The 20,083-nt window shown below is 71.1% G+C and carries 19 protein-coding genes; 12 read left to right on the top strand and 7 right to left on the bottom strand.

All coding sequences use genetic code 11. The features are described 5' to 3' along the window. Window positions 1-423 precede the first annotated feature (423 nt). The 3 genes from ACYVF7_RS04630 to ACYVF7_RS04620 form a co-directional block, all read right to left on the bottom strand. Entirely contained in the window at window positions 424-1,671 is a 1,248-nt protein-coding gene (locus ACYVF7_RS04630; protein WP_460335339.1) for an RNA polymerase sigma factor, read from the bottom strand. Window positions 1,672-1,878: 207 nt separating this feature from the next. Continuing rightward, entirely contained in the window at window positions 1,879-2,940 is a 1,062-nt protein-coding gene (locus tag ACYVF7_RS04625; RefSeq protein WP_460335336.1) for a saccharopine dehydrogenase NADP-binding domain-containing protein, read from the bottom strand. 78 nt (window positions 2,941-3,018) lie between these two features. After that, the gene (locus ACYVF7_RS04620) at window positions 3,019-3,747 is read right to left on the bottom strand and encodes a nuclease-related domain-containing protein (protein WP_460335333.1); all 729 of its coding nucleotides are present in this window, start codon (window positions 3,745-3,747) and stop codon (window positions 3,019-3,021) included. A 138-nt stretch (window positions 3,748-3,885) separates the two neighbouring features. Here ACYVF7_RS04620 and ACYVF7_RS04615 point away from each other — a divergent pair, with 138 nt between their 5' ends. From ACYVF7_RS04615 to ACYVF7_RS04605, 3 genes are all read left to right on the top strand, one after another. Further along, on the top strand, window positions 3,886-4,830 hold the full coding sequence (locus tag ACYVF7_RS04615) for a helix-turn-helix domain-containing protein (RefSeq protein ID WP_460335330.1): 945 nt from the start codon (window positions 3,886-3,888) through the stop codon (window positions 4,828-4,830). After that, window positions 4,827-7,325 (top strand): VIT domain-containing protein, encoded by a 2,499-nt coding sequence (locus ACYVF7_RS04610; RefSeq protein ID WP_460335327.1) that lies wholly within the window; start codon window positions 4,827-4,829, stop codon window positions 7,323-7,325. Before ACYVF7_RS04615 ends, ACYVF7_RS04610 begins: the two co-directional genes overlap by 4 nt. A gap of 206 nt (window positions 7,326-7,531) precedes the next feature. Further along, window positions 7,532-7,915, top strand: a complete 384-nt coding sequence (locus tag ACYVF7_RS04605; protein WP_460335324.1) for an ACT domain-containing protein — start codon at window positions 7,532-7,534, stop codon at window positions 7,913-7,915. Between the two features lie 8 nt (window positions 7,916-7,923). On the opposite strand, the gene ACYVF7_RS04600 is transcribed toward ACYVF7_RS04605, so the two are convergent. Together ACYVF7_RS04600 and ACYVF7_RS04595 are read right to left on the bottom strand one after the other, a co-directional pair. After that, on the bottom strand, window positions 7,924-8,982 hold the full coding sequence (locus tag ACYVF7_RS04600; protein WP_460335321.1) for a quinone-dependent dihydroorotate dehydrogenase: 1,059 nt from the start codon (window positions 8,980-8,982) through the stop codon (window positions 7,924-7,926). 50 nt (window positions 8,983-9,032) lie between these two features. Next, complete coding sequence (locus ACYVF7_RS04595; protein ID WP_460335318.1) at window positions 9,033-9,953, bottom strand: hypothetical protein; 921 nt, start codon at window positions 9,951-9,953, stop codon at window positions 9,033-9,035. Between the two features lie 53 nt (window positions 9,954-10,006). Here ACYVF7_RS04595 and ACYVF7_RS04590 point away from each other — a divergent pair, with 53 nt between their 5' ends. The 8 genes from ACYVF7_RS04590 (at window position 10,007) to ACYVF7_RS04555 (ending at window position 16,663) form a co-directional block, all read left to right on the top strand. Further along, window positions 10,007-10,147 carry a hypothetical protein gene (locus ACYVF7_RS04590; RefSeq protein ID WP_460335315.1) on the top strand — a complete coding sequence of 47 codons (141 nt, stop codon included), beginning with the start codon at window positions 10,007-10,009 and terminating at the stop codon, window positions 10,145-10,147. Window positions 10,148-10,149: 2 nt separating this feature from the next. Continuing rightward, entirely contained in the window at window positions 10,150-10,938 is a 789-nt protein-coding gene (locus ACYVF7_RS04585; protein ID WP_460335312.1) for an aminotransferase class IV family protein, read from the top strand. Between the two features lie 255 nt (window positions 10,939-11,193). After that, on the top strand, window positions 11,194-11,340 hold the full coding sequence (locus tag ACYVF7_RS04580) for a hypothetical protein (protein ID WP_345428885.1): 147 nt from the start codon (window positions 11,194-11,196) through the stop codon (window positions 11,338-11,340). Between the two features lie 508 nt (window positions 11,341-11,848). Further along, window positions 11,849-13,510, top strand: coding sequence for an alpha/beta hydrolase (locus tag ACYVF7_RS04575; RefSeq protein WP_460335309.1), 1,662 nt, complete (start codon window positions 11,849-11,851; stop codon window positions 13,508-13,510). A 175-nt stretch (window positions 13,511-13,685) separates the two neighbouring features. Further along, on the top strand, window positions 13,686-14,489 hold the full coding sequence (locus tag ACYVF7_RS04570; RefSeq protein WP_460335307.1) for a GH25 family lysozyme: 804 nt from the start codon (window positions 13,686-13,688) through the stop codon (window positions 14,487-14,489). A gap of 157 nt (window positions 14,490-14,646) precedes the next feature. Then, a complete protein-coding gene (locus ACYVF7_RS04565) occupies window positions 14,647-15,123 on the top strand; it encodes an HAD domain-containing protein (protein WP_460335304.1) in 477 nt (158 codons plus the stop codon). 182 nt (window positions 15,124-15,305) lie between these two features. Next, a complete protein-coding gene (locus ACYVF7_RS04560; protein ID WP_460335301.1) occupies window positions 15,306-16,286 on the top strand; it encodes a trypsin-like serine peptidase in 981 nt (326 codons plus the stop codon). 113 nt (window positions 16,287-16,399) lie between these two features. Then, window positions 16,400-16,663, top strand: coding sequence for an MSMEG_6728 family protein (locus ACYVF7_RS04555; RefSeq protein WP_460335298.1), 264 nt, complete (start codon window positions 16,400-16,402; stop codon window positions 16,661-16,663). On the opposite strand, the gene ACYVF7_RS04550 is transcribed toward ACYVF7_RS04555, so the two are convergent. Both ACYVF7_RS04550 and ACYVF7_RS04545 read right to left on the bottom strand, forming a co-directional pair. Then, the gene (locus ACYVF7_RS04550; protein ID WP_460335295.1) at window positions 16,650-17,315 is read right to left on the bottom strand and encodes an NADPH-dependent F420 reductase; all 666 of its coding nucleotides are present in this window, start codon (window positions 17,313-17,315) and stop codon (window positions 16,650-16,652) included. The genes ACYVF7_RS04555 and ACYVF7_RS04550 overlap by 14 nt on opposite strands. Window positions 17,316-17,383: 68 nt before the next feature. After that, the gene (locus tag ACYVF7_RS04545) at window positions 17,384-17,737 is read right to left on the bottom strand and encodes a winged helix-turn-helix transcriptional regulator (RefSeq protein ID WP_460335292.1); all 354 of its coding nucleotides are present in this window, start codon (window positions 17,735-17,737) and stop codon (window positions 17,384-17,386) included. Window positions 17,738-17,915: 178 nt separating this feature from the next. Here ACYVF7_RS04545 and ACYVF7_RS04540 point away from each other — a divergent pair, with 178 nt between their 5' ends. Then, the gene (locus ACYVF7_RS04540) at window positions 17,916-20,018 is read left to right on the top strand and encodes a M6 family metalloprotease domain-containing protein (RefSeq protein WP_460335289.1); all 2,103 of its coding nucleotides are present in this window, start codon (window positions 17,916-17,918) and stop codon (window positions 20,016-20,018) included. The last annotated feature ends 65 nt before the right edge of the window (window positions 20,019-20,083 follow it).

Below are 20,083 nucleotides of genomic sequence, written 5' to 3'. Positions count from 1 at the left end.
ATTGCGCAGGGACCGGACGTCGCCCGGAGACGGGAGACTGCTCGGGGACCGGGCGTTCTCCGGAGACGGCAGATTGCTCCGGGACCGGATGTCGCTCAGGGGCCGGACGTTGGTCGGGCGGGGTGGGATGGGATGTCGGTCTGGCACCGGAGGGGGGCGCCGGCGGCTCTCCGGACGGCGGCGGCTGCGTGGTGGGCGGCGGCTGGGTGGTGGGTGGCGGAGTGGACGGCGGCGGGGACGTCGGCGGCGTGGTGGTGGGCGGTGGAGAGGGCTCCGAGGGGCGGGACGGCGGGCCGCTCCAGGTGACCGCCACGCGTGCCCCCGACGGCCAGATGACGATCATCGCTTCGCCGGGGCCGTTGTCTGGGGCCCGAACGGAGATCGTGGCCGTCTCGCCGGGAGCGAGCGCTCCGCCCGTGGGGCTCATGACGATCGCTCCCGCCATCGTGGCCTGCCACCGGACCGGGCCGCCGACCGCGCGGAGGGTGATGGTGCCGCTGCCGCCGGGCCCGAGGGTGAGCCGGCCGGGCGTGACGTCGAGCCGTCCGTCGCCGGGGGCCGCGCGAGAGCCTTCGGCCGGCCGCCGCCCAGCGGGCTGGCCGGCCCGGCCGTGGCCCGGGGGCCGAGCGGGAACGTCGCCGACACCGGCCGCCCGACCGCCGGCGGCTCGACGGGGCCGGGGCTGGGCACGCGGGCGTGAGGCGCGGGCACTCCGCCGCCGACCGCGTGGGTGTGGTGGGTGTCCTGCCCGAGCCACTGGCTCACCGTCACGGCGGCGACCGTGGTGAACACCGCGCCCGTCACCGCGATCAGCCCGCGCGGCCAGCGCGGATCGCGGGCGGACCCGCGCAGGCTCCCGGCCCCCGGCTGCTGGGGGAAGCCACGGGCTCCGAACGCGCGCAGCCGGGCCGCGGCGAACAGCAGGTAGCCGGCCAGCCGCGGGTCGGTGAAGCAGCCGGTGACCTCCTGCCGCAGCGCGTCGGGTGGCGCGGTGTGCGGCAGCAGGGCGCAGACCTTGGCGGTCGAGATCGTACGCGGGAGGTGGGCGGCGCAGACATCGCACTCCATCCCGTGGCAGACCAGGGCCTCGCGCAGGTCGTCGCCGAGCTCGCCGCGCCGCTGGCGCAGGATCGCGGCCCGGCCGTCGCACTCGAAGGGATCCTCGTGGGCGAGGATCTCCGCGATGACGGCCGCCTCCAGCAGGGCACTCGCCTGGCCGAGAAGGTCGGTGACCTCCCGGGCGGGGAGCCCGACGACACCGGCGATGTCGCCCGGTTTCAGGGTGTGGCGGTGCCGGAGGTCGAGGAGCTCCTGGCTGAGCGCCGGCAGGGCGGTGAGAGCCTGCCACGCGATCACGCGCAGGTCGACGTCGTCCTGGTCATGGCGGGCGATGGCGATGTCGGGGTGGAGCGCGCCCGGAGGCCGTCTGTGACGGCACTCGATCCGCGCCAGGGCGTACAGCCAGGGCCCGAACCGCTCGGGCGCTCGCAGCTCGCCGATGTGCGCCTGCGCGCCGAGCAGCGCGTCGCGGAGCGCGAGCCGTGCCGCCTCGCGGTTGCGCAGCTGGAACCAGCAGTAGTCGTAGAGGCGGTCGGCGTACGCGTCGTACACCGCGCCGATCGCGCCGGGATCACCCGACCGCAGGCCACCGACCAGTAGGCGGTCTTCCATGGCGCGAAGGTAAAGCCTTTTCCGCTTCGCATTCAACTATTTCCCGCGAGCCTTGCGTAGATAATTAGTGACCGCGAATAAATGATCTCCATTAGAGGCTTCGATAGGCGGAAAATGACCCTTTTTCACCGTTTACCGCTATTGGCCGGGAAGGGGGTCGGACGCCACCTTCGCGCAGGTCGTCCGGACGAGCGCACCCTCAAGACCTCAGCCGGTGACGCGTGCTATTCCGGCCGTGGCGCAGCCCGCCTCCAGCTCGGACAGACCAAAAGCCGCAACCGGCCCAAGCGCCCCTGTTTCCGTCATTCCACAGGCGGCCTGGCGGGCGCCCCAGGCGAGGATCCCGGCCGTGAAATCGTACGGATCGCCGCCGGACAGGTGGATCTCGGTCAGCAGAGCGCCGTCCGCGTCGTAGGCGGCCGCGACGATCCGTGACGTCAGCGTGCCCTTGCCGGCCCGGCGGCGGGCCAGACGCGCCAGGCCGCCCCCGCACACGCGGATCACGGCCGCCGTGGCGCGGCCGCGCGGCAGCCGGGCGGCGACGTGCGTCGCCGCGCCGAACCAGCCGAGGTAGACGTTGACCTCGCGCAGCCCGGGATGGGACGCCGGCAGCGTGAAGTGCTCCGACGCCCCGATGGACACGCCCATCCGCGACCGGCCGGCCATCTCGAAGTTCCGCACCCGCGACCGCCGTTCGTCCACGACGCCGTCCTGGTAGGTGTACATCCGGGTGGCGAGCAGGCCGGGGGTCGAGTCGAGGGTCCCGCCGGACAGCCCGCGTACGAGGGAACCGCCGCCGACGAAGTAGCCGACGTCGACCCGTACGGCGTCCTCACCGACGCGGTCGAGGGCGAGGGCCCCGGCCAGGTTGCCGGGCACGTAGTCGTAGCCGAAGGAGGGGAGCAGGGCGGAGCTCGCCTTCACGCCGTACCCCTCGAAGACCTCCCGGACGAACAGCGACTCCCCCGCCGTGTCCAGGTAGTGCGCTCCCGCGTCGACGGCCGCCTCGAGGGCCGCGTGCCCGTACCGGAGGAAGGGACCGACCGTGGTCACGAGCACGTCGTCCCGCTCGACGAGGGCGCGGACGGTCCGCGGCTCGGCGGCGTCCGCGTACGCCGTCTCCAGCCCGCCCAGTTCGTCGGCCAGCGCGGCGAGGGCCTCGGCGTTCCGCCCGGCGAGGACCGGCCTGGCGCCTTGGTCGGCCAGGGCGCGCGCGGTCCGCATGCCGGTGTAGCCGGTCGCGCCGAAGACCACGATGCGACCTTCCATACGATCACCCCGGCTGCGAAAAATCTTCAACTGTCGCGCTGAGCGTACTAATCAGTCACGAAGCGTGCTGGTTTTTCGTCATATGTCGATCATCGGCGGAAGGACGCGTTCCGCCGCGGCGGCGATCGCCGCGACCTCGGCGGTGGTGTAGAGCACCGGTTGCCGTTCGATGAGCCGGTTCACGCGCTCGGCCCGGTGCAGCAGCACGCCGTCGAACAGGATCCCGGCGCGCGACAGCCGGCCGCCGTGCACGGCGATCATCGGGGACACCTCGACGTCCTGGCCCGTCTCGGCGGCGATGCGGTCCGCGACCGCGTTCGCGACCCGGCAGGCCCGGACGGTCAGGCGGGCCAGGGGGCGGCGCCCGGCCCACAGGCGGCCGTCGTCACGCCGCAGGCGGGTCAGCGGCGGCCATCGCCGCGAGGAGATCGCGTACACGCCCGTGTGGCCGACGACCAGATGATCGAGGTTGCCCCGGAGGCCGCCGGGGAGCGCCCGGTCGTGCAGCACGTGGTAGTACGCCGGATCGAGCCGGGACAGGCGCCGTCCCGTCCGTCGCTCCGCCGCGGCGCCGCGCCGCCAGTTCGTCACCCTGCCGGGCCGGACGCGGAAGTAGAAGGTCTGCCCGAACAGCAGCGCCAGGCCGACCGCCGCCCCGGGCAGCCAGCCGAACAGCCCGGCGGCCATGGACCCGGCGACACCGGAGATCACGAGCCGGGCGACGGCCCGCTCCTGTCGCTGTTCCGCCCGCAGGGACCGGTACCTGGCCTGCGCCGACGCGCCGGCCATGGACGCACGTCCGGACACGGCACTCCTCCTCATCGGAAAGAGTGCTGTCGAGATCGCGGCCGATCAAGGCACTTGAACGGCCTGTTCAGACGGCTTGACGAAGTGCCGACCCGTACGACATTGACAGTGTAATAGTTACAGTGTCATCGTTGAGACATGGACGGACCATGGACGCTCGCCGAGCTCACGACCAAGGCCGCCTCCGTCCTGTCCGACGGACGTTCGGCACCGCCAAGCGGCCGCGTCCGGGACCTGCCGGGCGAGCGCACGATTCGGTGGTACGTGACGATCGGCCTGGTCGATCCACCACTGAGCCGACGCGGCCGGATCGCCGTGTACGGTCCGCGCCACCTGCTGCAACTCGTGGCCATCAAGCGCCGCCAGGCCGAAGGCCGCTCCCTCGCCGACATCCAGGCCGAGCTCACCGGCGCCACGGACGCCACGCTCCAGCGGGTCGCCCGGCTCGACCCCCTCGACCTCCCGACAGCGAGCCCGGCCGAGACGGCCGCCGCTCCGGCCCCGGCACCCGGCGAACGGCCGTCGGCACCCGGTGCGCCGACTCCTGATGAAGCCGCACCGGAACCCGCCACCGGCAAAGCCGGGCCGGAACGGGTCCCCGGTGGAAGCCGACCGGAGAGCCGCACCGGCGGGCCTGCGCCGGAGCCCGCAGCCGGCGGAGCCGGGCCGGAAGGGGTCACCGGTGGACGCCTGCCTGAGAGCCTCGGCGGCGGGCCCGCGCCGGGACGCGCCGCCCGCCGGTTCTGGGCCGAGCGCACCGTCGCCGCTGGACGAGGTGCTGCCGATGCCGCCGACGCGTCGGAGACCGACGACAAGGTCGGCGCAACCGGAGCCAGTGACACCCGCGGCGCCCTCGCGACTGCACGAGGTGCCGCCGACGCCGCCGACGCGTCGGACACCGGGGGCGCCGTCGCCGCTGCACGGGGTGCCGCCGGTGCGTCGGGGGCCCTGGTCCGGGGTGTCCGGCTGGCCCCCGGTGTGACGCTGCTCCTCGACTCGTCCCCGTCCGTCGACGATGCCACGGCCATCGTGGCCGCCGCTGCTCCCCTGCTCGACCTCCTCTCCGAAAGGGGCCTCCTATGAAGATCGAAACGCTGCCCGGCAAGGTGGCGTCCATTCCGGAGGCCGGGCTGGGCGCTCTGCGCACCGAGCGCGGCAACCTGCCCCTCGACTCGGTCGACGTCCAGGCGGCGGTCACCGGCCTGTCCGCCCGCATCACGATGACGCAGGGGTTCCAGAACCCGTTCGACGTCCCGTTGGAGGCGACGTACGTCTTCCCGCTGCCCGACCGCGCCGCCGTCACCGGAATGCGCATGGAGGCCGCCGACCGCGTCGTCGAGGGCGTGCTGAAGGAGCGCGGGCAGGCTCGGGAGGACTACGAGGCCGCGCTGGCGGCCGGGCAGCGGGCGGCGCTGGCAGAGGAGGACCGGCCCGACGTGTTCACCATGAGCGTCGGCAACATCCTGCCCGGCGAGCGCGTGACCGTACGCCTCATCTTGAGCCAGCCCCTGCCGTACGAGGATGGTGAGGCGACGCTGCGGTTCCCCCTCGTCGTCGCGCCGCGCTACATCCCCGGCACGCCCCTCGACGGCCCGTCCGTCGGCGCGGGCACGGGACCCGACACCGACGCCGTGCCCGACGCGTCCCGCATCAGCCCGCCCGTGCTGCTGCCCGGCTTCCCGAACCCGGTGCGGCTCACCCTGGCGGTCGACGTCGACCCGGCCGGGCTGCCCCTCGACAGCGTACGGTCGAGCCTGCACACCGTGACGACGGACGGCCGCACCTTCCGGCTGGAGCCGGGCGAGCGGCTCGACCGGGACTTCGTCCTGCGGCTGCGGTACGACGCGGGGGCCTCGTGCGCGGTGTCCGGTGAGACGTTCACCGTGACCGTGCTGCCGCCGCCCGGTCCGGCCGCGCCGCGCCCCCGCGACGTCGTCATCCTGCTCGACCGCTCCGGCAGCATGATGGGCTGGAAGATGGTGGCCGCGCGCCGCGCCGCCGCCCGCATCGTCGACACGCTGCGCAGTGGAGAGAGCGGCGGCGACCGGTTCGCCGTGCTGTCCTTCGACCACGAGATCGAGCGGGCGCTTCCCGGCGGTCTCTCCGCCGCGACGGACCGCAACCGGTACCGCGCCGTCGAGCACCTGGCCCGGCTCGACGCACGCGGCGGGACAGAGATCCTGCGACCGCTGGAAGAGGCGGTGGCCCTGCTGTCCGGCGACACCGACCGCGACCGGGTCACCAGTGGCACCGGCGGCGACCAGGTCACCGGTGGCGCCGGCCGCGACCGGATCATCGTCCTGGTCACCGACGGCCAGGTGGGCAACGAGGACCAGATCCTCGGACGGCTGTCCCTGAACGGGCTCCGCGTCCACACGATCGGCATCGACCGGGCGGTCAACGCCGGCTTCCTGGGGCGTCTGGCCGTCGCGGGCGCCGGCCGGTGTGAGCTGGTCGAGTCGGAGGACCGGCTGGACGAGGTCATGGATCATGTCCACCGGCGGATCGCCTCGCCCGCGGTGACCGGTGTGTCCCTGAACATGGCCTCAGTGGTCCCGGGCACGCTTGCGCCGGCTCGGCCGGGGGACATGTTCCCCGGCGTGCCCCTGGTCGTTCGCGGCCAGTGTGCCGCTCCCGGGCCCGTCACGCTGCGCGGTGTCGCCGCCGACGGTTCGCCCTGGGAGCAGCGCCTGGAGCCGGTGACGACCGACGACCCGGCGGCCACCGCCATCTGGGCCCGCGCCCACCTGCGGGAGCTGGAGGACCGCTATGTCGCGGGCGACGGCGACCCGGAACGAGCGATCGGGCGGATCGTCGACACGTCCCTGCGGTATGGCGTGCTGTGCCGGTTCACCGCGTTCGTCGCCGTCGACACCCGCGTCGCGGCCGACGGGGCGCCGGCGCACAAGGTGATCCAGCCCGTCGAGCAGCCGTCCGGCTGGGAGGCGGCGACACCGGTGTCCGCTCCCTTCGCGGCGAGCTCCCGCAGCGCCCCGCCCGCGCCGGGCGGCTACGGAGCCCCACCGGCCGCCCCGGGCGGGTACGGAGGACCCGGCTACGGCGGACCCGCCGCCCCCGGTGGCGGAGCGCCGGCGGCACCAGGCGTGTACGGCGGCGCGCCGATGCCGGCCGCCGCGCCGCCACCGCCGGGCGGCCCGGTCCCCGGCGCCGCGCCCAGCGGGCCGACGCGGGGCTTCGCCCCGGCCCGAGCGCGCATGCCCATGCGGGAGAGCACGACGGCGTCCGCCGTGGACGCCCGCGCTCAGGTCGCCGAGGAGCTGCGGCGGCTGCGCGCGGCTCGGCCGGCCTCGGAGCTCGAACGCCGCCAGATCCTCGCCGACCTGGGCAGCCGCCTTGAGGTACTCGTCCCAGGCGCGCTCACCGACCTCGTCGCCGCTCTCCGGACCTGCGACGACCCGGCGGGCCCCCGCGGCCGGGACCTGAAGGAGCTGTGGGACCGCACGCTCCGCGAGCTCGCGGCCTACGCGGACGAGACAAGCGATGCGGGCCAAGCCGAGGGCACGGACGGAACGGCCGGGTCCGAACGCAGGCCGTTCTGGCACCGTCGCCCGCGCTGAGGCCGCCGTGATCGCCGAGGATTCTCGGGGTCAGAAGAACCCCGAGAATCCTCGGCGGAAGGCCGATCAGCGACTTGCATGCCGACGCCTACACCACCCTGCACGCCCACATCGAGGAAGGCCTGCTGCGCGACCGATGACCTGACCAACGCGCGTGCGGCAGGCGACGGGAATGTTCCCGCGTTAAGTGGGAAAGATGTGATGCCATGCCGAGAGATTTGACGGTCATCCTCGAGGACCGGCCGGGCGAGCTGGCCCGGCTGGGAGAGATCACCGGCGAGGCCGACGTGAACATTCACGGTCTCGCCGCGTTCACCGGCGAAGGTAAGGGCGTCATTCACGTGCTCGTCGACGACGACGACGCGGCCAGGTGCCACAAGGCTCTCGAAGCCGCCACCATCGGGGTCGCCGACGAGCGTGAGGTCCTCGTCGTCGACATCGAGGACCGGCCCGGCGCGCTCGGGGAGCTGGCCAGGCGCCTCGCCGACGCGAACGTTAACGTGGATCTCGTCTACACCACCTTCGGCGGGGTGAAGGTCGTGATCGCGACCGATGACCTGACCAACGCGCGTACGGCGGTCGACTATTAGGCGGTGAGTCAGCGGCCGGCCGCGTCCGCGCTGCGGAGGCGGCGGGCGAGGCCGCGGTTGATCGCGCGGGGCCACAGCGGGCCGCCGTAGATCAGGCCCGTGTACGCCTGGACAAGCGTGGCCCCGGCGCGGAGCCGCTGCCAGGCGTCGTCGGCGGTCTCGATCCCGCCGACGGAGATCAGCACGAGGCGGTCGCCCGCCCGGTCCCGGAGCCGTTCGAGCACCTCCAGCGAGCGCCGCTTGAGCGGTGCCCCGGACAGGCCGCCCGCGCCCGCCGCCTCGACCTCGGCCGGGTCGGTGGCCAGGCCATCGCGGGAGATCGTGGTGTTGGTCGCGATGATGCCGTCGAGGCCCAGTTCGAGCGCCAGGTCGGCGACCGCGTCGACGTCGGCGTCGGCGAGATCCGGGGCGATCTTCACGAGCAGCGGCACCCTGCGGTCGGACACCCGGTCGGCGGCCTCCCGTACGGCGGTGAGCAGCGGCCGTAGGTGCTCCACCGCCTGGAGGTTGCGCAGGCCAGGGGTGTTCGGGGAGCTGACGTTGACGACGAGGTAGTCGGCGAGCGCCGCGAGCGCCTCAGTGCTCTCGACGTAGTCCGCGACGGCCTCGGCCTCCGGGACCACCTTGGTCTTTCCGATGTTGACGCCGACGATGACGTTCCGGTGGCGGCGGAGGCGGGCGGCGGCCGCCCGCGCGCCGTGGTTGTTGAAGCCCATCCGGTTGACGATCGCCCGGTCGCGTACGAGGCGGAACAGCCGCGGCTTCGGGTTGCCGGGCTGCGGGCGGGCCGTGACCGTACCGATCTCGACGAAGCCGAAGCCGAACGCGCCCAGCGCCTCGTACGCCTCGGCCTCCTTGTCGAACCCGGCGGCGAGCCCGAGCGGCCCGGGGAACTCCAGGCCGAGCGCGCGGACCCGAAGCGCCGGGTCGCGGGGGCCGAGGGCACGGCGTAGCAACGGCAGCGCCCCGGGGACCACGCCGAGCAGGCGCAGCCCCGCGAAGCTCATCCGGTGGACGGTCTCCGCCGGAAGGCGGCGCAGGATCAGCGAGAACACGAGTCCATACATCGGACGCGATTCTCTCAGCGTCCCGCGCCGCCGCGTCGGTCAACCCGCCCTCAGGCCTGGTCGCGCATCCACAGTTCGACGAGTTCGCCGGTGCCGGCGGTCAGGGCGGTGACGCTCTTCTCCTCGTGGTCGAACTCGAGGCCCACCGGGCGCAGGTCGGGCACCTCGCCACCGGCCAGGGCCTCTTCTTCGGACAGCCGCTCGTACGAGCCGGGCCGCCACCAGTAGACCTGCGGGCTGATCGCCTTCTCGCCCGCCTCGAACTGGTGGCGCGAGAGGGCCTGCATGACCTCCATCGCGCTGAAGAGGTGCGTGTCCCCGATCACGTGCATGACCACGTACTCGGGGACGGGGAAGGAGACCAGCACTCCGTACGGGGCCTGCTCGACGTGGCGCCGGAGCACGTGGACGTGCGCGCCGACGTACCGGTGCGTGCCGCCGATGTGCGTCACCGGAACGCCCTGCACGTCGTCGGTCTGCACGTAGTGGGCTTCGGTGCCGATGGAGTTGGCCAGGGCCGCGGCGAAGACCTGGTTCTCGTCCGTGTCACCGAGGTCGTGGCGGCTCAGGACCACCATCATGTCGGGGTGGTCGACGACGACGGTCTCCAGCAGGCCGGGCGCGAGCGGACGCGTCACCACGCCGTCCCGCATGTCGGCGAGGGCATCGTCGGTGTAGATCCGCAGCCGGAGGTTCGCGGCCGGCGGCATCCCTCCGGTGGGTGGCTGCGCGGCGTACCGGCCGAGCACCGTCGCGGCCTGGTCGGCGAACTCCGCGGCGAGTTGCGGCACCGCGCCCGGGCCGCCGCGGTCGGCGTCCCGGCGCCACTCGGTGATGTCCTGCGTGAAACAGCGGTCGTCCGGCAGGACGACCTCGAGGGTCGTGGGCTCGGGCAGCGTCGCCTGGAGACCGCGCTCCGCGAGGGCGCGCAGCAGCGTCTCACCGACAAGGTCGTGGACGGGGAACGTCATGGAGGTCCTGTTCGTGTTCCTGCGGGGGTAAGCCTGTACGACTCCCGGGTCGTTTGGAAGGTTCCAACAGGGGGCCCGGATCGGAGTCGGAGGAGACGCGGCAGCTCGAGCCCGGCGAGGTGGCCAAGGCCCTGGACGGCGTCTTCGGCATCGGGCTGGACGAGGAGGACGCCGCCGGGCTCGCTATGTTGTGATCATGGCACCTCCGGCTCCTCTCCGCCTCGAGATCGACGGCGCCCCGCCGACCGCCGACGGCCTGTGGCACCTCGCGGCGGTGAACTACGGCCACCTCACCGTCATGCAGGTCCGCGGCCGGCGCACCCGGGGTCTGGAGCTCCACCTCGCGCGGCTGGACGCGGCCAACCGCGAGCTGTTCGGCTCCGGCCTGGACGGGGAGTTGGTCCGCGAGCGCATCCGCCACGCGCTCGGAGACGACATCCATGACGCGACCATCCGGCTCACGGTGTTCCAGCCGTGGGGCGTGGGCGGCGTCTCGATGATGGTGATCGTCCGCCCGCCGGGCGGCATGCCCGCCGCCCCGCAGGGCCTGCGGACGGTGGGCTACCAGCGGCCGGTCGCGCACATCAAGCACGTCGGGGCGTTCGGGCAGATCCACTTCGGGATGGCGGCCGGGCGGGCGGGGTTCGACGACGCGCTGCTGACCGGGCCCGACGGCGTCATCTCCGAGACGGCGATCGCCAACATCGGATTCTTCGACGGCGCGTCGGTCGTCTGGCCGGACGCCCCTCTGCTGGAGGGGATCACGATGCAGTTGCTGGAGCGGACGCTGGCCGAGCGCGGCATCCCCTCGCGGCGGCGCACGGTCCGGGTGGCCGACCTGGCCTCGTTCGACATGGCGTTCGTCGGCAATTCCGGCGGAGTCGCGCCGGTCGGCCGGGTCGACGACCTGACGCTCCCGGTCGACCCCGGACTCGTCAAGACGCTCACCGAGGCGTACGAGTCGGTTCCCTGGGATCTGATCTAAGGCCCCCTCGGGAAATGCGCTATTCCGCTTTTCGGCGACTGTCCCGAAAAGGGAATTCTGTACGGTTACCCGAACAGGACGATTCTTTACCGTGTGCGGCTTGACACGTTCCGGCAAGATCACCGACAGTACAGAGACCAGATCCGTCGCCAGGAGGCATTAGCGGAAATACCCCAGAACACCACCGCCACTACCATTTTCAGGCTGGTCATGGGACGCCCGAATGGGCGTCTTTTCTACTTTTAGGGGGGACCCATGAAGTCAACCACCGCCCAGGAAGTAGGGAGGACGGTGCGGCTCGCGCTGCGTACGTGGGGCCACACCTTCCGCCTGGTCACCCTGGTGGTCGTGGTCACGTGGCTGTTCATCGCCACCGAGCGACTCCCACTGATCACCTGGTGACCGCAGGGCACCGGACGCCATTCCGCTGCCCGATACACCGCACTTCACGGTCTTCCTCCTCGAAATGCGGGGAGGAAGACCTTCAAGCGAATTGAGTCGACTGCCCGGCGGGCGCGCACACGAAACCGGAAACGCGACCCCCACGCCGACACCACCCGCCCATCCCCCGCGATGACGAGAACGCCGCTCCGGCCACGACGCGCCGGCCGAAAAGTGACCCCTGCCACGACACCCGCCCCGTAACTCCCGGCCCATGACACGCGGCGTGCCGTGACATCCCGGGCCGACGCGACCTCCCCTGGCGACACGCCACCCCGCAGATCACCCGCCGGCCGCATCCGCCACTCCTTTACGCCGCCGACCGCGTACGCTGTGTACATCTGCCGTTATGCGTCACATTTTGGCAAACTTCTTACATCGGGCCTTATGTCGCGGATTGTCCGGAACGACAATCTCCCCTTGTTCAGACACTGCCGGGCCTGTCGGGGTCCGGCCTGAAAGGGGTCTCGTGAAGAAGCTTGTCGTCGTTGCCGCGACGGCCGGTCTCGGTATGACCGGACTGGGCCTTGCCGGCGCCACAAGCGCGTCCGCGGCCACGGACACGTCCGACGCGTTCCGCCCGGCGAGCCTCAGTTGGCACGCCTGCTCGGCGGACATCGTCGCCGGAGCCAAGGCGTACGACGGCCTGGGCCCGGTCCAGGTCTCCAAGATCATCCAGTGCGCCGAGCTTCAGGCGCCGCTGGACTACGCCCACCCGAACGGCCAGAAGATCACCCTTGAGGTCACCCGTACGCCGCACCAGGGCTCGGGCGCCGCCAAAGGCGACATCCTGGTCAACCCGGGCGGCCCGGGCGGCGAAGGCGCGCTGTTCGGCCCCCGCGTGTACGCCCAGAACTCCGCCGCGATGCAGAAGGCGTACAACGTCATCGGCTTCGACCCGCGCGGCATCGGGTTCAGCACGCCGAAGCTCACCTGCGACGAGAACTACAGCAACGCCCCGCGGCCGGAGTACGGCACCGGCGGCAAGGCCGACGACGCGGCCTGGCTGAAAAAGTCGAAGGCCTACGCGCAGGCGTGCTTCCAGAAGTTCGGCAAGGGTTCCAAGCTGGACCTGCTCGACCACATCAAGACCATCGACTCGGTTCGTGACATGGACACGATCCGTAAGGCGCTCGGGCACAAGAAGCTCGACTACTACGGCGCCTCGTACGGCACCTACCTCGGTCAGGTGTACGCGACGGTCTTCCCGAAGCGCGTCGGCCGCATGGTCCTCGACGGCAACGTCAACCCGAAGGGCGTCTGGTACGACGCCCAGCTCGACCAGGACTACGCGTTCGACAAGAACATCGAGTACTACTTCGGCTGGATCGCCAAGTACGACAACGTGTACCACCTGGGGAAGACCCAGGCGGAGGTCCACAAGTTCTTCTACGGGCTCGAGGCCTCGCTGGCCAAGAAGGCCGTGACCTTCAAGGACTCCAGCGGCGCGGTCTCCGCGGTCGGCCCCGACGAGCTCGTCGACGGCATCCAGACCGCCGGGTACCGGCGTAGCCAGGCCGTGTGGAACTCCTACGCCCACGCGCTCGCCGCCTACAAGACGAACGACGTCAAGACGTTCGTCGGCACCTTCGGCGTCCAGACCACGGGCGGCAGCGACGACAACGAGTTCGCCGTGTACAACGCCGTCCAGTGCACCGACACCCAGTGGCCGCTGAACTGGAACAAGTGGCAGCGCGACGCCGTGCGCGTCAACCGGACCGCGCCGTTCGAGACCTGGGGCAACGTCTGGTTCAACGCGCCGTGCCTGTACTGGAACGCCAAGCCGGGCACGCCGGTCAAGGTCGGCCACACCAAGGACCTGCCGAAGAACATCCTGATGTTCCAGGCCACCGCCGACGCGGCCACCCCGTACGCGGGCGCGCTGGAGCTGCACAAGGTCCTCAAGGGCTCGCACCTGGTCGTGCAGGACGGCGACCGTACGCACTGCATCGTGCACCGCGGCGACCTGCGTCCGGGCGGCGTCGACTCCTACTTCGACGCCTACTTCCTGAACGGCACGCTGCCGAAGCAGGACACCGTGCACGTCTCGCAGCTCGGTGACCCGACCCCGCCGACCGCCACCGCCACCACCAAGCACTCGGCCTCGGCCCAGCGCGAGGTCATCAAGTAACACGCGGTACGAGAAGGGGCCCTCGATTCGAGGGCCCCTTTTCGCGTTCCCGGTGCGGTCTCGTGCTCCTGGTCCGTAGCGCATCTAAAGGTCACGCCTCGGCAAAGATCACGTTCTACCTCGAAGCGGGCGATAAGGTCCCCGGGCCAAGATCACTGTCCAAGGAGCCTCATCCGTGCGGAAGACCGCTCTCGCCTCCCTGACCGTCGCCGCGGCCACGAGCCTGGCCTGCGGCACGCTGACCGGCTGCTCCTCGACGTCGCCTCGTGCGGCCGACGCGAGCCAGAGCACCGCCGGTCCGGCCGTCCAGCCCCAGGACAGCACCGTACGCCCGGACTCCCGGCCGAAGGGCCTCATCCCCGGCATCGACGTCAGCGCCTACCAGAAGAAGATCAACTGGTCGACCGTCAGGGCACGGGGCAACCGGTTCGCCTACGTCAAGGCGACGGAGGGAGTGCGATACGTCAGCTCCACCTTCGCGGCGCAGTACGCCGGCGCCCGCAACGCCGGACTGGCCCACGGCGCGTACCACTTCGCCACGCCGAACACCGCGAGCGGCAAGCGGCAGGCCGACTACTTCCTCGCGCACGGCGGCGGAGGCAAGGCCGACGGGCACACCCTGCCCGGGGTCCTCGACATCGAGAAGAACCCGTACGGCAAGGACAAGTGCTACGGCCTGAGCCACGCGAAGATGGTCGCCTGGATCAGCGCCTTTCTGAAGGAGTACCACGCCCGTACGGGCCGTCGCGCGGTCATCAACACCTTCAAGGACTGGTGGATCGACTGCACGGGCAACGCGAAGGCGTTCTCCGCCACGGACCGGCTCTGGGTCAACGATCACAAGGCCACCGCAGGCAAGGTCCCGGTCCCCTCGGCGTGGAGCTCGTACACGATCTGGCAGTGGACCGAGAAGGGCGCCTACGGCGACGAGGACTACGTCAAGTCGGCCACCGTCTACCGGAAACTGCTCGCCGACTGACCACACGGCCCTCCTGCCGGTGCCGGGCGGCACACTGAGCCGCGACGCCCGGAGAAGCGATAAACCCGTACGGGGGTGGTGGATCACTTGCGGGTGGCGTGGGGCATCGGCGGGGTGCCGCGGCCTGGCAGCGCCGGCGGCCAAGCCGCTGTTGTACGTGGACATCGACGGGGTGCTGAACCCCACGGACCCCGCGAACGGCGACGGCTTCACCGCGCACACGATCGGCGTGCTCACCGTGCGCCTCTCCGAGGAGCACGGGGCCTGGCTGAGAGAGCTCGCCGACCGCTACGACCTGGTCTGGGCGAGCACGTGGGAGCACCGCGCCAACGAGTACGTCGCCCCACTGCTCGGTCTTCCGGAGCTGCCTGTCGTCGAATTCTCGGCATACCGACGGCGGCGGGACGATCCGGGATTCCCCATCCTCGAACTCTTCGAGATGGCCAAGTGGGCGCCCCTCCTTCGGCACGCCGACGGACGCCCGTTCGCCTGGGTCGACGACGTCATCCCGGCACGGATCAAGCGTCAGGCATGGCCGTACCGGGGCATCCTGCTGGTTCGCGTCGACCCTCGCCACGGCCTCACCCGGCACCACGTTGACCGGCTCCTCGCCTGGCCCCGGGCGAACCGCTGACCTGACTCGGAGATCATCGACCGGCCGTGGGAAGCCATGGCGTAAGGCGTCGGCGGGTGCCGCGGTAGGTCTGCGGGCCCAGTCGTGCCCGCCTCTTATTGATCCGTCGGTCTCTGGTGCGATTCCTTCCGCTGTCAAAGGATCTGTTCGCTGATCATTTCGAGCGAGCGGGGAAGTATTTCGTGAAGAGAATCATCATCTGGAGTGCGCTGGCCGTGATGCCGCTCCTGGCCATCGGAGGACAGGCAGAGGCCAAGACGAAGGCCGGTGGCGGGCACGCCGTGGTCCTCGACGTGCCCGCGAAGGAGGCCGCGGCGGCGGCAGCGTACTGGACCCCGGCGCGCATGGCCGCGGCCACTGCGCTCGATGCGGACCGGACCGGCGGAACGGCCCAGGCCCCGACCGTGTCGGCCCAGGCCAAGTGCGACGACTGGAACGTCACCTGCTCTTGGGAAGGCAGCCCCGTGATCGGCGCCATCTTCCAGAAGACGGGCAACGGTGATCACACGTGCACGGCGAGCGTGGTGCACAGCGCCAAGCGGAACGTGATCCTCACGGCGGCGCACTGCCTCTACCACAAGAGCACCGGACAGGCGCGGTACGTCGTGTTCGTCCCCAAGTACCACAACGGCTCGCGGCCGTATGGCATGTTCACCTTCCGCCACATCGTCGTGGACAGCCGCTGGATGTCGAAGGAGGACCCCGACCTCGACTTCGGGTTCGCCTCCACCAACAAGGGCGGTCTCGGCAATCCGACCAACTCGCGAGGCAAGTGGATCGAGAACGTCGTCGGCGCCAACAGGCTGCTCATCAACCAGGCGTACAGCAACGTGCCGGTAATGATCGCCGGACATCCGGTGAAGGCGGAGGCCTACAACGACAGCCCCGTCTACTGCTACACGCACACACACAAGTACAAGACGTTCCAGATGTACTTCGACTGCACCTATCACGACAGCGGAAACCTGCGGGGAAGCGGCTTCGGGAACGGCACGAGCGGCAGTCCCTGGCTCACGCACTACGACGGGAAGAAAAAGCGCGGTGACGTCATCGGCGTGATCGGCGGCTACCAGAAAGGTGGGCCGCCCGGCGGTCGGTCGTACAGCGCCTACTTCGACCACGACATCCAGACGCTGAAGAACAAGGCCGACAGCCTGGGCTGATCGCGTCCCACCGCTCCAGAGCCGGCGGCCGACGAGCGGCCGCCGGCTCCCGCGGGTAGGAAACCGGGACGACCGGTTTCCCACCCCGGTCGAGAGCACGCTCCGGGAGCGCGATGCAGACCTTCCTGCCCTACGCCGACTTCGCCGCCACGGCGCGGGTCCTCGATCCTCGGCGGCTGGGCAAGCAGCGGGTCGAGGCGCTGCAGGTGCTGCGCGGGCTGACGGTCCCCGGGTACGGCTGGCGGCATCACCCGGCGGTCCGGATGTGGGCGGGATACGAGGAGGCGTTGACGCGGTACGGGCTGGAGATACGACCGGTACTTCCCGGGCGTCCCGGACGACCTGCCCTACGTCTGGCCGCTGTTAGCGGGAGGTGACCGCCTCGCTGGTACGGCCCGGGCCGGTGAACGCGAAGACCGACAGCGGGTCGTAGCCCGAGAACAGCAGGCGGATCACGACGATCGCCATGGCCTCCAGGTGGCGGGTCTGGGTCAGGTCGCCCGCGTCCAGTGGCTCCGCGCCGAGATCGGTGATCAGTTCGCGGGCCACGGTCTTGCCCGCCTCGTGACCGGCGAACGGCACGGCGAACGGACGGCCGTCGAAGGCCGCCGGCCGCATCCGCCACACGTCGGCGTGCGCCTGGTTGAACGCCTTGACGACGTGCGCACCCGGCGCGAGGCGGGCCGCCTCCTCGGCCATCGACGTCCCGCCGGCGAACGTGACCTGCGAGAAGTCCGAGACGTCGACCGCGTTGCCGCAGTCGATGACCGTCTTTCCGGCCAGCGCGCCCTCCGGTCCGCCCGCCGCCCGGAGCGTCTCCTCCAGTCCTGCGAGGCGCACGGCGAGCAGTACGGCGTCGCCGAACTCGGCGGCCTCCCGGAGGGTTCCCGCCTTGGCGCCGACGCGCCGGGCGAGGTCCTCGGTCCTGCCGGGCGTACGGCCGCCGATCAGGACCTCGTGTCCGGCGCGTACCCATCCGGGCACCAGCGCCTCGGTCATCATCCCTGCTCCGAGCACACCGATCCTCATCACAGTCCTCCTGTCGCGTCGAGGTACTGCGTGGAACGGTAGGAAGCCGTGGGGAACCCCGGAGTTCCCTATGCGGAGCGCTCGGCACGGGCGTCGAGCAGTGCGCCGGTGTTGTCCTCGGCCCAGCGGGACAGCGCGGCGAGGGGCTCGAGGAGGCTGCGGCCGAGGTCGGTGAGGCGGTACTCCGTGCCGGGCGGGGCGGTGGCGAGGGTACGGCGCTCGACGAGACCGTTCTCGCCGAGCCGGCGAAGCGTCTGCGTGAGCATCTTCTTGCTGATGCCGCCGACCTTCTCGCGCAGCTCGGAGTAGCGGGCGGGGCCCCGGCCGAGCGCGACCACGACCACCACCGACCAGGTGTCGGAGATCAGCTCCAGCGTGGTCCGGGCCGGGCAGTCGGCCAGGAAGACGTCATAGGCGACCACGACCGGATCGTACGCCGGTCTCCCGCGCGGGCGGGATTGGCCGGACCTCGCCACCGTCCGCTTTGTCTCTGGCGCGGACCGGGGCCACGGGAGATGATCAACTTTCCGGTCCGCTCCTGACACCCGGATCCCACGGAGCGGACGGTGACGTGGCCCCCTCCCCGAAAGAGGAGATGTCATGGGTGATCCCGCCCGGTTCGCCGGCATGCGTACGAAGCGGCCTCGGAGAGTGTTCGCCGCGTGCGCGCTGCTCTCGACGGCGGTGCTGCTGCTGTCCGGCACGCCCGCCTCCGCCGCGGTCGCGAAACCGCCGAAGCCGACCCCGAATCCCTGGCAGATGCGGCACTGGCCGCAGACCCAGCCCTGGCAGCGGGCGCAGCCGCTGCGGACGTACGCCCAGAACGCGCCCCGGCCGATCGACCCGCAGAACTACGAGCTGCCGGACACGATGACCTGGGACGACTACAAGGCGATCCCGAACACCCACTGGAACGACCCGGCCCGCAAGGGCTCGATCAAGAACTTCAAGGGCGCGCTCGTCCTGGTCGACTACCCGAACCAGTCGTTCATCGTCTCCCAGCCGAAGAACTCCACCATCTACGGCAACCCGACCTCGGCCGGCGACGTGCCGCGGGACCAGGTGCCGCAGTTCTACCAGGACTTCCTCAACAAGCCCGGGACGCTCAACCGCGGTCACACCATCCATGAGTACTGGATGGAGGACTCCGGCGGGCGGTACGGCATCGACCTGAAGGCGTTCGGGGCGTACCGGATGCCCGCCAAGAGCCATGAGTACGGCGTCGAGTCGAGCATGCAGGGCGGCCAGGGCTGTCCGGCGGGCGACACCTGCGGTCGCGACTTCCGCAAGGACGCGCGGGCGGCGTGGATCGCGGACGTCGGCGAGCAGGTCGCGTCGCAGTACGACTTCGTGTTCTTCCTCAGCGCCGGGCAGGACGAGTCGTCCACCTGGCAGGAGTTCGGGCAGATGAAGTTCAACACCCGGGAGGACGTCACCGACGACTGGGGGCCGCCGGACCCCGCGCTGCCGAACTGGAACAAGACCCGCTACGTCGACTGGACGTCCTGGCAGGCCTCCGCCAACATCTGGCCGAACGCCGCCAGCGGAAGCTCCATCCAGGCCGAGAGCTCCGGCATGAGCACCTACGCCCACGAGTTCAGCCACATCCTGGGGATCGGCGACAACTACAACAACCCGTACTCGGTCCCCGCGCGCCGCGACTACTCCGGACCGTGGGAGATGCTGAGCCGGGGGACGTTCAACGGCCCCGGCGGCCCGCACAGCCGCTGGCTGGTTCCCGGTACGGCCGGCAGCTCGATGGGCGCCCAGCACATGCTGCGCAACAAGATGAAGCTCGGCATCGTCGACCCGTCGAACGTCCTGAACCTGTCCCGCGACGGCATCACCGGGTCGGGCGTCGTGGTGGCGAAGGTGAAGGCCCGTGAGACGCAGCCCGCGTCCGGCGAACTCTCCGGGATCAACCTGGCGATGAACGGCGGCGACCACGACCCGGCCTGCGACGTCTCGAAGGACCCGCTCTGCGACGGCGGCGGCTACGACAACTACACCGTCGAGGTCGTCGACCGCATGGGCTTCGACTCGTTCACCCCGGACAGCGGCGTGCTGCTCGCCAAGACCAAGAACCGCGACGACGCCCCGTTCATCTGGACCATCGACGCCCACCCGCAGGACATCGACAAGGTCGACTTCGTCCTGCCGAACGGCACCCCGCAGAAGATGACGATCGGCGACTACCGGCAGCTGTCGGACGCCCTGTTCCACGCGGGCACCGGCTCGGGCAGCGAGTACGAGTACGTCGACCAGGCCAACCGGCTGCACTTCTACGTGCTCGACATCAAACGCGACAAGACCGGCATCCTGTCGTACACGGTCGCGATCCGGTCGCTGGACGGCGCCGGGACGCAGCGCCGGGGCGTACGGCTGTCGCCGGGCGTCGGCGCCTCCACCCCGCAACGCGGATGGGCCCGCTGCACGCTGCCGCTGCTCAACACCGGCACGGCCGGAACCTCCCCGTACGGCGACTCCGACGTCTACCGCCTGTCCGCGACCACGGTGGGCAAGGGCTGGACGGCCTGGCTCCCCAACGCCCTCGCCACGGCGAAGGCGGGACAGCGCACGGCGGTGGAGGTGTACGCCAAGCGCGCCACGGGCGGGTCCCACACTGGTCAGGTCCGGCTGACCGCGACTTCCGAGAGCGACCCGGCCAAGAAGGCGACCACCACCTGCACGGTCGCCGGCTGACCGAGCGGTCGTTCCGCCGGAGGGCGCTCCCTCCGGCGGAACGACCGCGCCCCCTGAGCGGCCGG

The sequence above is a fragment of the Actinoallomurus acanthiterrae genome, from assembly GCF_054775715.1.
The sequence above is the reverse complement of the archived record's forward strand: the minus strand, read 5'-3'. Positions and strand labels throughout refer to the sequence as shown.